12 protein-coding genes and 1 rRNA gene are annotated in these 13,230 nt (G+C 40.1%); 8 read left to right on the top strand and 5 right to left on the bottom strand.

Features of this window, described 5'->3' with window-relative positions:
• Positions 1-68: 68 nt before the first annotated feature.
• Together FXN70_RS03310 and FXN70_RS03305 are read right to left on the bottom strand one after the other, a co-directional pair.
• Positions 69-1,757, bottom strand: a complete 1,689-nt coding sequence (locus tag FXN70_RS03310) for an NAD-dependent malic enzyme (RefSeq protein WP_324646078.1) — start codon at positions 1,755-1,757, stop codon at positions 69-71.
• 195 nt (positions 1,758-1,952) lie between these two features.
• The gene (locus tag FXN70_RS03305) at positions 1,953-2,213 is read right to left on the bottom strand and encodes a type B 50S ribosomal protein L31 (protein ID WP_324646077.1); all 261 of its coding nucleotides are present in this window, start codon (positions 2,211-2,213) and stop codon (positions 1,953-1,955) included.
• Between the two features lie 240 nt (positions 2,214-2,453).
• Here FXN70_RS03305 and argS point away from each other — a divergent pair, with 240 nt between their 5' ends.
• Together argS and FXN70_RS03295 are read left to right on the top strand one after the other, a co-directional pair.
• A complete protein-coding gene (gene argS / locus FXN70_RS03300; protein ID WP_324646076.1) occupies positions 2,454-4,244 on the top strand; it encodes an arginine--tRNA ligase in 1,791 nt (596 codons plus the stop codon).
• A 105-nt stretch (positions 4,245-4,349) separates the two neighbouring features.
• Positions 4,350-4,943, top strand: coding sequence for an SPOR domain-containing protein (locus FXN70_RS03295; protein WP_324646075.1), 594 nt, complete (start codon positions 4,350-4,352; stop codon positions 4,941-4,943).
• 63 nt (positions 4,944-5,006) lie between these two features.
• Here FXN70_RS03295 and FXN70_RS03290 read toward each other — a convergent pair whose 3' ends face one another.
• On the bottom strand, positions 5,007-5,924 hold the full coding sequence (locus FXN70_RS03290; RefSeq protein ID WP_324646074.1) for a DMT family transporter: 918 nt from the start codon (positions 5,922-5,924) through the stop codon (positions 5,007-5,009).
• A 155-nt stretch (positions 5,925-6,079) separates the two neighbouring features.
• On the opposite strand from FXN70_RS03290, the gene FXN70_RS03285 reads away from it, so the two are divergent.
• The 6 genes from FXN70_RS03285 (at position 6,080) to FXN70_RS03260 (ending at position 12,098) form a co-directional block, all read left to right on the top strand.
• Complete coding sequence (locus tag FXN70_RS03285; protein ID WP_324646073.1) at positions 6,080-6,961, top strand: AraC family transcriptional regulator; 882 nt, start codon at positions 6,080-6,082, stop codon at positions 6,959-6,961.
• Positions 6,962-7,002: 41 nt separating this feature from the next.
• Positions 7,003-8,388 carry a multidrug transporter subunit MdtD gene (mdtD, locus tag FXN70_RS03280; RefSeq protein ID WP_324646072.1) on the top strand — a complete coding sequence of 462 codons (1,386 nt, stop codon included), beginning with the start codon at positions 7,003-7,005 and terminating at the stop codon, positions 8,386-8,388.
• Positions 8,389-8,478: 90 nt separating this feature from the next.
• Positions 8,479-9,231 (top strand): GH25 family lysozyme, encoded by a 753-nt coding sequence (locus FXN70_RS03275; RefSeq protein ID WP_420714360.1) that lies wholly within the window; start codon positions 8,479-8,481, stop codon positions 9,229-9,231.
• Between the two features lie 9 nt (positions 9,232-9,240).
• Entirely contained in the window at positions 9,241-10,302 is a 1,062-nt protein-coding gene (dinB, locus tag FXN70_RS03270; RefSeq protein ID WP_324646071.1) for a DNA polymerase IV, read from the top strand.
• 119 nt (positions 10,303-10,421) lie between these two features.
• A complete protein-coding gene (gene shiA / locus FXN70_RS03265; protein ID WP_324646070.1) occupies positions 10,422-11,732 on the top strand; it encodes a shikimate transporter in 1,311 nt (436 codons plus the stop codon).
• Positions 11,733-11,741: 9 nt separating this feature from the next.
• Positions 11,742-12,098 carry a RidA family protein gene (locus FXN70_RS03260; protein ID WP_324646069.1) on the top strand — a complete coding sequence of 119 codons (357 nt, stop codon included), beginning with the start codon at positions 11,742-11,744 and terminating at the stop codon, positions 12,096-12,098.
• Positions 12,099-12,118: 20 nt separating this feature from the next.
• On the opposite strand, the gene FXN70_RS03255 is transcribed toward FXN70_RS03260, so the two are convergent.
• Together FXN70_RS03255 and rrf are read right to left on the bottom strand one after the other, a co-directional pair.
• Positions 12,119-12,589: a DUF2726 domain-containing protein gene (locus FXN70_RS03255; protein ID WP_324646068.1), complete on the bottom strand. Its 471-nt coding sequence runs from the start codon at positions 12,587-12,589 to the stop codon at positions 12,119-12,121.
• Between the two features lie 464 nt (positions 12,590-13,053).
• Positions 13,054-13,168 (bottom strand): 5S ribosomal RNA (gene rrf / locus FXN70_RS03250).
• Positions 13,169-13,230: the final 62 nt, after the last annotated feature.

Genomic DNA, 13,230 nt, shown 5'->3' with positions numbered 1-13,230 from the left:
AGATATCTAAAATTAGAATAAGTAAATAAAAAAAGCCCCGAACAGGTCGGGGCTAATCTGATGATTAATTAAAATGGAATTCGTTTATATTGACGATACACAGGCTTCCAGAAATTCTGCTCAATATTTTCAAGTAAAAGTTCATCTGAAACCGTCGGTGCAACCCCAGCTTCCATAGCTGCCTTTGCAACTTTAAACGCAATTAAACGCGACACTTGCTGAATTTCATTAATATCAGGCAATAAATCAGCATTTAAATCTTTGAGCATAGGTGAGCAATCTGCCAACGCATTGCTTGAAGCCATCAGCATACTGTCGGTTACTCGCGTTGCCGAAGCAGCTAAAATGCCCAACCCAATGCCTGGGAAAATATACGAGTTATTGCACTGCGAAATATGATACAGCTTGCCTTGATAATTCACTGGTGCAAATGGGCTTCCCGTGGCAATTAAGGCACGACCCTCTGTCCATTGAATAATATCCGAAGGAATAGCTTCAACACGTGAAGTTGGGTTTGACAGTGGCAATACAATTGGACGCTCACAGTTTTGTGCCAAGGTACGAATCACTTCTTCGGTAAATAAGCCAGGTTGACCCGAAACGCCAATTAACACAGTTGGTTTGGCATTTTTCACCACATCAAGCAATGAAATAATTTCTTCAGCATTCCCCCAACTTGTAACCGCTTCAGGTTTTTGTGCCAATTTACGTTGGAAATTCAATAAATTCGGCTGATTTTCAGTGATTAAACCAAAACGATCGACCATAAACACACGTGCGCGAGCCTGTGCATCGGTTAAGCCTTCCGCAATCATTTGCGCCACAATTTGTTCGGCAATACCACAACCTGCCGAACCTGCACCTAAAAAGGCAACGGTTTGATCTTTTAACTGCTTACCTGCGGCACGGCTTGCTGCAATTAAACTGCCCACCGAAACTGCGGCAGTGCCTTGAATATCATCGTTAAAACAGCAAATTTTATCGCGATATTTTTCAAGCAATGGCATGGCATTTTTTTGTGCAAAATCTTCAAATTGAATCAGTGCTTTTGGCCAACGGCGCTGAATTGCTTTAATGACTTCATCAACAAAGCTGTAATATTCATCACCACTAATACGTGGCTGACGCCAGCCCATATAAATTGGGTCATTGAGTAGTTGTGGATTATTGGTTCCCACATCAATGGTAATTGGCAAGGTATATGCAGGGCTAATGCCACCACATGCGGTATACAAAGACAATTTCCCAATTGGAATGCCCATACCGCCAATACCTTGGTCACCTAAACCTAAAATTCGCTCGCCATCAGTAATCACAATTACTTTGACATTCTTTTTGCTGACATTTTGCAAAATATCATCAATATGTTCGCGGTCAGGATAAGAAATAAATACCCCACGATGACGGCGATAAATATCAGAAAAACGCTGACACGCCTCGCCCACAGTTGGGGTATAAATCACAGGTAGCATTTCGGCTAAATGGTCTTCAAGTACACGGAAAAAAAGTGTTTCGTTGGTATCTTGAATATTACGTAAATAAATGTGCTTGTTAATTGCATCATGGAATGCAGAAAACTGCTGATATGCACGCTGGCTTTGCTCGTCAATTGTTTCCACAACATGTGGAATTAAACCATGCAAATTAAAACGCGTCCGTTCTTCTTCACTAAATGCGGAACCTTTATTTAATAAAGGAAGTTCTAATAAAGTATTGCCTGCATAAGGAATATAAAGGGGATACTTGGCTTGCGTCATTGCATTTATGTCCTATCTGTTTTTGTAAGTTAATCACGCCGACTAACCTACCCTCCAATTTACCCTGCTAAGCTTAATCGGTTTTTCACTCAAATGGGTATTTCTTATATTTATAGTAGCGATAGCGCTATTTTTAAGATGAATTACAGCACTCACTTTGGTTGTAAAAACATAAAAGTGAGTGCCGAACAGCAGTTAATCTACTTTTTTCTTGGCAAAGCGTGCAAATTTACGCTTAAAGTTCGCAACACGCCCCTCATTACTGGCCTGACGAATCTCACCTGTATAAAACGGATGTGATGCACTGGAAATATCTAAAGTCATATAAGGATAAATTTGACCTTGATATTCTTTGGTTTGCTGTGATTTTAAAGTTGAACCAATTAAAAAATACACATCAGCATTGGTGTCGTGAAACAAGACTTGTTGATAATCCGGATGGAGATTGGCTTTCATTTTACACTCAAAAATTATGTTATAACATAACAATAATACCTAAATATGCTGCACTCTGCAAAACCATTTTAGCCAACTCAAAATTCCACACTAAATTAGAGACGGTTCATCATTCCATCAAAGATAAAAAGAACGCAATAAAGATCTCATCAACACACGTTAAAACATAAATGCCTTTTCCTAAACCGCACAAAATTTGCTATATTTGATCTCTTTTTTGTGACAAGTTTTCTATAGATTATGAATACGGCAATACAAGCAGCGCTCGAACATGCAATCCAATCGCTTCAGCAGCAAGGTGTCCTTCCACAAGAGTGGAAAAACAGCAGTACCTTAACCCGTACCAAAGACCGAAGCCACGGCGATTTTGCATCGAATGTTGCGATGATTGCTGCAAAACCTGCGGGACTTAAACCACGCGATCTTGCCGAAAAAATTCTAGAAAATTTACCAGAAGTAATTGATATCACTAAAGCTGAAATTGCAGGCCCAGGCTTTATTAACTTCTTTCTAAATGCCGACCAACGCTTTGCTGTGTTAGATCAAATTCAGGCGCAACAAGCGGAATTTGGGCGTACACACATTAATGCAAACCACAAAGTTCAAGTTGAGTTTGTCTCGGCGAATCCAACCTCTAGCCTACATGTAGGACATGGTCGCGGCGCTGCGTATGGCATGACCGTGGCAAACTTGCTTGAAGCCACAGGGGCAACGGTTGACCGTGAATATTATGTCAATGATGCAGGCCGTCAAATGGATATTCTGGCGACTTCAACCTATTTACGTTATTTGGAATTAACAGGTCAAAGCCTTGTTTTTCCTAAAAATGCGTATCAGGGCGATTACGTAAAAGATATCGCACAAAGCATTATCGACCAAAAAGGCGAAACTTTAGTACGCCCTGTAGCCGATGTGTATGCCAATGTTCCTGAAGATGTGCAATATGCAGCAGAATTGGATGCCGATGGCAATAAAGTGGTGCTTTCAGGCGACAAAGAAAAACATATTGATGGTTTGATTGCCAATTCACAAAACTTGCTTGGCGAAGGCTATCGCGTGTTCCATCAAGCGGCTTTAAATGCAATTTTAGCCGACATTAAAGACGATTTAGGCGAATTTGGTGTGACCTTTAATCAGTGGTTTAGCGAAGCAAGCTTAACCGACAAAATTGATGAAGCACTTGAAACACTTGAACAACGTGGTTTCTTATACGAAAAAGACGGCAATATTTGGTTTAAATCGACTGACTTTGGCGATGAAAAAGACCGTGTGGTTAAACGCCGCAATGGTCAAACTACCTATTTTGCATCCGACATTGCCTACCACTTAAATAAACTACAACGGGGTTATACCCATATTTTAGACATTTGGGGTTCAGACCACCACGGTTATATTGCACGTGTGAAAGCTGCAATTGATGCTTTAGGTTATGACTCAGCCAAACTTACCGTCCTTTTGGTACAGTTCGTAAGCTTATGGCGTGGTGGCGAGATGATCCAAATGTCATCTCGTTCAGGCCAATTTGTGACTTTACGTGACTTACGTAAAGAAGTTGGTAATGATGCTGCACGTTTTTATTATGTCATGCGTAAAAGCGAACAACACATCGACTTTGACTTAGACCTTGCTGTTTCACAAAGCAAAGATAATGCGGTGTATTACATTCAATATGCCCATGCGCGTATCTGCCGTATGTTAGAAAAAGCCAAAGACACAGGCTTAAATTTTGATGCAACTCAAGCACGTGAATTTGCACAGCAACTGCAATTAGAAGCTGAAGCTGAAATTTTAGCGAAACTTGCCGCTTATCCTGAAATTGTTGCACGTGCTGCCAATGCTTATGAACCACACCAAGTCGGAAACTACTTAAAAGAATTGGCGGCGTTATTCCACGGTTGGTATAACGAGCACAAAGTTTTAGGTGATGACCAAGACCTAACCCAAGCGCGTTTATTGCTTTCGGTAAACGTACAACAAGTGTTACAGAATGGTCTAAAATTACTCGGTGTTTCTGCACCAGAAAGCATGTAAACTTGTGTTTATAAGTATAATTTTTTAGCTTTAACCAAAGTGTTACACCTGTAACGCTTTGGCAGTAGATTGCCTAAAGGTCGCTGTAAAAAAGAGGAATTTCCTGTGTTTGGAAAAATGCAACGTGGTGTTTCAGAACGACCAAAACAACCAAAACAACCATGGCTACCGAAATGGGTACTAACACTTTTTGTGATTCTTTTATTTGTAGTTGCGGCGGTTGCCTTTATGCTATGGAAACCGTGGGCACCTGTGCAACCACATACTGAAATTAGTGCGGGACAAAACCAAGAAGAAACCAATACCGACTACCGTTTTTACGACCAACTCCCAAAACAACAAGTCACTCCCATTCCTGAACAAGCAGTACCCGACACTCAAGCTAAAAATACAGGTATGATTGTTGAAGCCCCTGCGCAGCCCACACAGCTCAGTAATGATGCTTCAGAGGTCAGTGAAACACCTGCTGCCACCAGTTATATTCTACAGGTTAAAAGTTTTAGCGACCCAGACAGCGCCGATGCGAAACGTTCTGAAATTCTAATGAACAAACTCCCAGCCGATGTCATTACCACCCAAGAAGGCGGTAAAACATGGTATCGGGTGATTTCAGGGCCATTTAATAGCCAAAATGCAGCCTTTGCAGCACAACAGACCTTAGCAAATAGTGGTATCGACTCAATTGTCGTGAAACACTAATACTTGTTTCAAACATAAATTAAAGCCATTTTCCCTTCTTCCTTGCGGGAGAAGGGAAAATGCTCATACAGCATCTGAAGGTGCTGTAGGCTTTAAAATTTTGCTGCATACGGGTAATTTTGCAAAGAAAATAAAGTTACCCAGTAAAATCAACATTACCCCCAAAATTGCACTGCTGCTCCACACATAGCCTTCCCAAATGGTTGAAACACTTAAGGCAATTAAGGGAAAAAGTAAGGTGCTATATGCCGCTTGCCCTGCGCCAATTCGCCCTACCAACATAAAATAAGCTGTAAAACCAATCACCGAGCCAAATACGGCTAAATACAAAACCGCAGCTACAAACTTCGTATCAAATGCAGTCACAAACGGATGCCCTTGTAACAATGCCAGCAACGCCATAAAAACTGTGCCATAACTCATCGCGTAAGCGTTGGTACTAAACACATCTAAGCCCTGACGTTGATGTCGTGTGCTAATCATATTTCCGAAGGAAAAACCAAGTGTACCCAACATACACAGCCCAATTCCCCAAAATGTTTCGACTTTAAAACTGGTGGCATGAATATCTTGCCAAAATAAAGCCAATATACCGATAAAGCCACACAACGCGGCAGAATAAAAACGCACTGGAACTGGGGTTTTAAAGAAAATACGGCTATTTATGGCATTAAATAATACCGCCAATGAAAAAATCACCGATTCTAAGCCACTGTTAATATAGGCAACTGCGCTATAAAAGCATAAAAAATTTAAACCAAAAACACACATGCCCTGTAATACACAAAACAAATGGTCACGTACATTCAAGCGAGCCACACGTTTACGAACAGCCAAAATAATCCATAAAATGCCCGCAGAAATTAAAAAGCGCCAAAAAATGGAAACTTCAGCGCTCACCACGCCTTGCTGTGCAGTAATCGCAATCCATGTAGTTCCCCAAATTAACACCACCAAGCCATATAATAAAATATTAACCATTACATCATTCTCTACAACGCTATGGCTGTTAATTGTGGCAAAGCCAAACGCAGCTGACTTGCATAATCTTGCGGTTTTTTAACCCGAAAACAAAAATTAAGCGCTAAAAAACGCTACACTTATTTTCTCATTCTAATTGGCCTTGTTGTTATGCAATGACCTATCAAATTTTAGAGCAATTACAGCAGCATAAAACACAACTTCTCAATCAGGTCGGATTAGGACATGGCATGCAACTGGCTGCGTGGTTTAATCAGCACGATACTGTGCGTGTGTGTAGTGACCATCATACCTTAAGCCTTTATGTGCAAGGTGGCTATGAAAGCTATCAAAAAACGACTTCGGGCTGGCGCAATGGCGGTGGCCCTGACCATTTTTGTTTAATGCCACAAGCACAAGAATCGATGTGGGATATACGGGGTGAACTGTCTTTTGTGCATTTGTATTATACCGACCAACATTTACGCCAAATGGCTGCCAAAATTTGGGACAAAGAGCCTAGTCTGATTCAGCTAGATGAGAAAACCTTTGCGCAAGATGCTTATATTACTCAATTGTATCGCCAATTTTTATTGAGTTATGATTGGCAGCAAAATCAAAATGTGATGCTGCTCAGTAGTGCTGCAACGCAGCTGCTAACCCATTTACTACAACAGCACAGTAATTTAGATTGGACCTTACCTACAGTGAAAGGTGGTTTATCACCATTTAGTTTAAACTATGTAAAACAATGGATTGATCAACATCTACACCTTCCTCTCAGTATTGCCGACTTAGCTGAACAAGTGCATTTAAGCGAATACCATTTTGCCCATATGTTCCGTCATTCAACCCACATGACGCCACACCAATACGTGCTACAACGCCGTTTAAATCAGGCTTATTTATACTTACGCAGCCATTTACAGCTCAATTTAACCGACATTGCAACGCTATGCGGCTTTAGCTCTGCCAGCCATTTTAGCCGCAGTTTTAAACAATATTATGGCTATGCCCCATCTTTACTCAGACAATCACATACACCATCATCTTTTTAAACTTTATAATCATCATTCATTCCATCCTCGATGATTTTTGCATGAACCAAGACAGCAGTACCAAATACCAACCTTTGGAAACACAATATCGCCTGTTGGTGTTATTGGTATCGATTGGTTTTTTCATGCAAGCACTCGATACCACCATCGTCAATACGGCTTTACCTGCTATGGCAAAAAGTTTGCAACAAGACCCACTGAAAATGCATGGTGTGGTCGTGGCTTACGTGTTGTCGGTGGCCTGTTGTATTCCATTAAGTGGTTGGCTTGCCGACCGCTTTGGTCTGCGGAATGTCTATTTATTTGCTATTTTTTTATTTACTACTGCATCACTTGGTTGTGGTATGTCTGAATCTTTCAGTAGCCTGATTCTTTTTCGTGTTTTGCAAGGCATTGGCGGGGCGTTGTTATTACCTGTAGGCAGACTGTCTTTACTCAAAATTATTCCCCGCCCGCAGTTCCTTGCCGCTATGAACCTGATGAGCCTTGCAGGCTTAGTTGGCCCATTAATTGGTCCAACTTTAGGCGGTTGGCTGGTCGAACAATACAGTTGGCATTGGATTTTTCTTATCAATTTACCCATGGGCTTATTAGGGATCATCGTCACCCTCAAAACTCTACCGAACCTAAAAAGTACCGTTCCATCCTTCGATAGTTTTGGTTTTGTATTACTCATGCTCAGCATGATGGGTTTAACCCTTGGGATTGATAGCTTTTCCGAACATTTATCTACAAAGTTAAGCACAGCACTGGTTGTCGTAAGTCTATTTAGCTGTGTTGGTTATGCCTATTACGCACATGCTGTACCCAAAGCTTTATTTCGTAGTGATTTATTTCAAAATCAGGGCTTTCGGGTCGGTATTTTAGGGAACTTTTTTGCCCGTTTCTCAGGCAATGCAATCCCCTTCTTATTGCCACTCATGTTGCAAGTGGCTTTCCTCTTTGAACCTCTAACCACAGGTTTAATGCTCATTCCATTGGTTCTCGGTTCTTTGGCCTCTAAACCGATTGTACGACCTTTAATTCAAAAATTAGGCTACCGCCGTGTACTCGTATTTAATACCGCATTTTCAGGACTATGCACTATGGCATTTGCCCTGCACGATGCAAATATGCCTGAATGGATTCGTGCGAGCCATTTTTTCATTTGTGGAATTTTCAACTCAACCCAATTCGTTTCAATGAATACCTTCACCTTAAAAGATCTGCCTAAACAATATGCCAGTAGCGGTAACAGCTTTTTATCAATGATAATGATGCTATCGATGAGTATCGCAATTGCCATCTCAGGTGCATTAATTAATGTCTATTCTCTTCCTACACTGCATTTAAATACCGTTCAAGTTTTTCATTGGACGTTTATCAGCTTAGGTTTATTTAATATTTTCACCTTGATCATTTTTTTAAAAATCCCAAAAGGGCAATGATTTACATGCTTTGCTACAATTTTAAATAGGCTTCAACCGCAGCTTGTTTTACACTTTAAGCGAACCCATTGTGTGATTTGCAAACGCTGCATGAAGAAAATGTTTCGTACGCCTCGCTACCTTTTACCTATGCTTTTAAGCATGACAGGCATAGGTCTACTAAGCCTTGGCGTTTGGCTACTGATGCAAAATACACCACTAGCAGCGTCCAATTATCCTGTACAAGGTTTTGATGTATCACACCATCAAGGTCAGATTGATTGGAAACAAATTTCACCGCAGCACTATCAGTTTATATATATCAAAGCCACCGAAGGCGGTGATTATCAAGACCCAAATTTTCAAGAAAATTGGTTACACGCCCGTGAACAAGGTCTAAATGTCGGGGCATACCATTTTTATCGTTTATGCCGTGATGCCACAGTCCAAGCACAAAATTTTATTCATACTGTACCCAAAAAATGGAATGCGCTCGCCCCTGTCATCGATCTTGAATATGATAGCCAATGTCTACTCACAAGTAATCGAACCGAACTTATTCAACAAATTAAGCTCATGCAACGACTCCTGCAACAACACTATGGCAAAGCACCAATTTTTTATGTATCTAAAACCTTTTATCATGTTGTATTAATGGGTAATTTTAATAAAACTGCATTATGGATTCGTGACTACGATGAAGCCAATCCAACCTTGAAAGATCAACGTGGTTGGTTTTTTTGGCAATATAGTAAACAAGGTAAAATTGCGGGGATTGAACAAGCTGTCGATCTCGATGTCTATGCAGGGACACCCGCACAATGGCAAAGTTACTTACGCTATATTGGCATTCAACACAAATAGGCGACCTTTATGCGTAAAATTATTCATATTGATATGGATGCATTTTATGCTTCAGTTGAATTACGCACTCGCCCCGAGTTGCAACATTTACCTGTGATTATTGCCCATGATCATCCACGTTCAGTCGTCACAACAGCATCTTACCCTGCTCGAAAATTTGGTTTACGTTCGGCCATGTCTGTGGCTCAGGCCAAAAAACTGTGTCCGCAAGTCATTATCTTAGCGCCTAATTTTGAGCTATACCGTGCAGTTTCACAGCAAATTCAACAGATTTTTCAGCAATATACCAAGCTTATTGAACCACTTTCACTCGATGAAGCATTTCTGGATGTAACTGAGCATTTTAGCCAGTTCCAAAGTGCCACGGAAATTGCCCAAGCCATTCAACAGCAAATTTTTGAAACCACTCAACTTACTGCATCGGCAGGGGTTGCACCGAATAAATTTTTAGCCAAAATTGCCTCAGACTGGCATAAACCAAATGGTTTATGTGTTATTAAGCCGAAACAAGTACAAGAGTTTATTCAAAATTTACCCTTAAATAAGATTCCAGGTGTGGGGCGTGTGACCACCGCGAAATTAGCCACCTTTCATTTATTTACTTTAGGCGATTTACAAACAGTTCCAGAAGCTTTTTTAGTCCAACATTTTGGTAAATATGGTCAGCAATTATACCTATACGCACAAGGCATTGATCATCGTCCAGTGACCCCAAGTCGCCCACGACAACAAATTTCCAAAGAAATTACGTTTAATCTCGACCTGCAACTAAGCCAATGTCAGCCCTATTGGCAACAATTGGCAATGCAAGTATGGCAGAGCTTAACAGCTAAGAATTTAACGGCTTATGGCGTACAAATTAAATTAAAATCGCCCAATTTTAAGATTTTACAGCATAGTAAACAGTTTAATCAGCCATTACAGCACCAAATACAACTCCAAGATGCCATTTTTCAGCTCCTTGATGAAGCCAATATCAGCCCAACAGCACATTTTCGCCTGATTGGCGTTGGTGTATATCAATTGATTGAACTACAACAGATTCAACAGCTATCTTTACTTGATGAATAATACCGCTACATCTCGCCATCTGTATCCATTTCGATTAAGCTATGACCCCTTTTGATTGTACCTTGATTGCAATCAAAACAACGCTCGCTAGATTTTGACTGACCGATATGGATATTTACATGACCACAAAGCCTTCCGTTTCTGTAGAAAAGCGTGCCCGTCAGGCTGCTTTTAGTAGCTTTATTGGTGCAGTGGTCGACTGGTACGATTTTTTACTCTATGGCATTGTGGCAGCATTGGTATTTAAGAGCCAATTTTTTCCAAGCATCAGCCCAACTATGGGGACACTCGCAGCTTTTGCCACCTTTGGAGTCGGATTTTTATTTCGCCCTTTAGGCGGCTTAGTCTTTGGACATTTTGGAGATAAACTCGGGCGACAAAAAATGCTGTTCCTCACCGTTTTTTTAATGGGCATGGCCACTGTTTGTATTGGATTATTGCCAAATTTTGCCCAAATTGGTTGGTGGGCACCAGTTTTACTGGTGAGTTTACGTGCTCTGCAAGGCTTTGCTGTGGGGGGAGAATGGGGTGGTGCTGCATTAATGGCAGTTGAAAATGCACCTGAACATAAAAAAGCTTTTTATAGCAGCGGTGTTCAGATTGGCTATGGCGTTGGTCTCATGCTCGCTTCTGGCTGTGTTTCATTGGTTATTTTTAGTTTGGGACAAGATGCTTTTAATACTTGGGCTTGGCGTATTCCATTTTTGGTCAGTATTATTTTAGTGGCTTTTGCAGTTTGGGTACGAGCAAAGCAACCCGAATCAGTTGAATTTTCACATCAAAAATCACAAGAAAATCACCCAAGAAAACGCTTCCCTATTTTACAAGCTATTCAAGAAAGCCCACGTGGATTTTTCTATATTATTGCCCTACGCTTAGCTGAACTGCTCACCATGTATTTAGTCACTACATTCGCGCTTAGCTATTCAACCCAAAATTTACATATGCCATCACAAATTTTCTTAAATATTTCACTGCTAGTTGGGGCAATTAGTTGTGTGAGTATTCCTTTTTTTGCCTACATGGCAGATCGTTTCGGACGCAAACGCATGTGTATTATGGGAGGGATCATTGGAGCACTCGCAGCATTCCCCTTCTTTTTTGCCCTACAAAATGGCTCGATTTTTTGGATTGTTGTGCTATCAATTTTACTTGCAAATTTAGCACATGACATGGTGGTGAGTGTACATCAACCAATTTTTACCGAGCTTTTTGGTGCAGAATATCGTTATAGTGGCGCAGGCGTAGGTTATCAAATTGCCAGTATTATTGGTGGTGGTTTCACTCCTTTTATTGCCACAGCACTGATTGCATATGCAAATGGCCATTGGATTCTCGTTGCAATATATTTAAGCATTGGCTGCTTACTTACAGCAATAGTTGCGGCGACAATGAAAGCTAAAGTATTATCATCACCAAAACGTATTTAGGACAAAATAATGACCATTCAACGCTTACATGCAGGTACACGTTTTTGTGAAGTTGCTGTTTCTGGCAATCTTATTCATTTAGCAGGACAACTTGCAGATGATACGAATCAAGATATTCATTCACAAACAGCACAAACTTTTGCCAATATTGACCGTTTTCTAGCAGATGCAGGCAGTAGTAAAAGCCATATTTTATCAGTAACAATTTATCTAAAAAACATTGAACAAGACTATGCTGCGATGAACAAATTATGGGATGCTTGGATTGATCCTCAAAATCCCCCTGCACGCACGTGTGTTGAAGCAAAATTATATGCTCCAGATGTCTTGGTTGAAATGACTGTTACAGCAGTAAAACCACTATAATCTTTTAATATCAATTGCTTTTAAGCAAAAGCCATTTCCCGATGTTCAATGTCTAAGTCTTGTTCTAAGCGTTGCTCATCGGGCACACCGATATAACTTAACGTTTTGTAGCCCGCTAAACTCAATAAATGACTTCTGTATTGTCCCGATTTTAACTGTTGGCTCACACCTAAAACAGGATCATACAAGGCAATCACAACCACTACCTCGTAACGCTCATTTAACACCACAAAATCGGCTGTTAGTGCATTAAATTTATGCCGAGTATGCTCATATTTCGTGGTGATTAATGCATCATAAGAAACTTTCGATAAAATCGTGTAGTCAGGCCGTAAGAAACTTAAACGACTTAATAATAATTGTTCATTATAATTCAATATTCTACGTTGTTTTAACACACTATCATGTAAGCTCGAATGAACTCTTTTATAGCGCAGAAAAAACGTAACTAAAATCAACAAACTGATCATAGTGAGTACAATGAATTCCATATTGCACATCCTTCTTCTTTTTTAAAATCATTCGATATACTCTCGAACTAATTTTTATACACATTCCATTTGCTTAGGCAGTGCCTTTAACATGCCTATTATGATCATGCTTATGAATGAAAATAAAAGCAACCTTTTAAATACCTACCTTTCGATAAAACTTAGTTTAACTTCTGCTCATGCTAAATTTTTTGAACAGGTGACACCGCCAAATATTTTATAGCATGGTTAAAAACAATAGAGTGTCGAATTCTAAAACAGGGTTATAAACTGCTTGATTTAGCTTCTTATAGCCCTGATCTCATCTCAATTAAATATTATTATTAGATATGATGTAGAAGATATTTTTGATTTATTTGAAAACTACTTGGGTGGTTTTTATCATTAATTGTCTATTTTCATTTTATTTTTTTAGTATAAAAAAAACACCCCCAACTGTTTAGTTGAGGGTGTTTCGAATAATGAGCTGGCGATGACTTACTCTCACATGGGTAACCCCACACTACCATCAGCGCTAAGAGGTTTCACTTCTGAGTTCGGGAAGGGATCAGGTGGTTCACTCTTGCTATTGTCGCCAGCACAACTTGTATGCTTACTCGTTTGGTCTTATTTGAATGCCGAACTTTCGTCAAATGAGTTTA

Origin of the sequence: Acinetobacter sp. MD2 (assembly GCF_035615575.1) — a bacterium.
In the GTDB taxonomy this organism is placed as follows: domain Bacteria; phylum Pseudomonadota; class Gammaproteobacteria; order Pseudomonadales; family Moraxellaceae; genus Acinetobacter.
This window is presented reverse-complemented; position numbering and strand designations above follow the sequence as displayed.

What these genes read in the sequence shown, in the direction of transcription:
- FXN70_RS03275 (WP_420714360.1), top strand. Translation starts at nt 8,479, where the DNA reads ATGAAGAAAATGTTTCGTACGCCTCGCTACCTTTTACCTATGCTTTTA.
- FXN70_RS03255 (WP_324646068.1), bottom strand. Translation starts at nt 12,589, where the DNA reads ATGGAATTCATTGTACTCACTATGATCAGTTTGTTGATTTTAGTTACG.
- FXN70_RS03260 (WP_324646069.1), top strand. Translation starts at nt 11,742, where the DNA reads ATGACCATTCAACGCTTACATGCAGGTACACGTTTTTGTGAAGTTGCT.
- FXN70_RS03305 (WP_324646077.1), bottom strand. Translation starts at nt 2,213, where the DNA reads ATGAAAGCCAATCTCCATCCGGATTATCAACAAGTCTTGTTTCACGAC.
- FXN70_RS03285 (WP_324646073.1), top strand. Translation starts at nt 6,080, where the DNA reads ATGACCTATCAAATTTTAGAGCAATTACAGCAGCATAAAACACAACTT.
- argS (WP_324646076.1), top strand. Translation starts at nt 2,454, where the DNA reads ATGAATACGGCAATACAAGCAGCGCTCGAACATGCAATCCAATCGCTT.
- FXN70_RS03310 (WP_324646078.1), bottom strand. Translation starts at nt 1,757, where the DNA reads ATGACGCAAGCCAAGTATCCCCTTTATATTCCTTATGCAGGCAATACT.
- mdtD (WP_324646072.1), top strand. Translation starts at nt 7,003, where the DNA reads ATGAACCAAGACAGCAGTACCAAATACCAACCTTTGGAAACACAATAT.
- shiA (WP_324646070.1), top strand. Translation starts at nt 10,422, where the DNA reads ATGACCACAAAGCCTTCCGTTTCTGTAGAAAAGCGTGCCCGTCAGGCT.
- dinB (WP_324646071.1), top strand. Translation starts at nt 9,241, where the DNA reads ATGCGTAAAATTATTCATATTGATATGGATGCATTTTATGCTTCAGTT.
- FXN70_RS03290 (WP_324646074.1), bottom strand. Translation starts at nt 5,924, where the DNA reads ATGGTTAATATTTTATTATATGGCTTGGTGGTGTTAATTTGGGGAACT.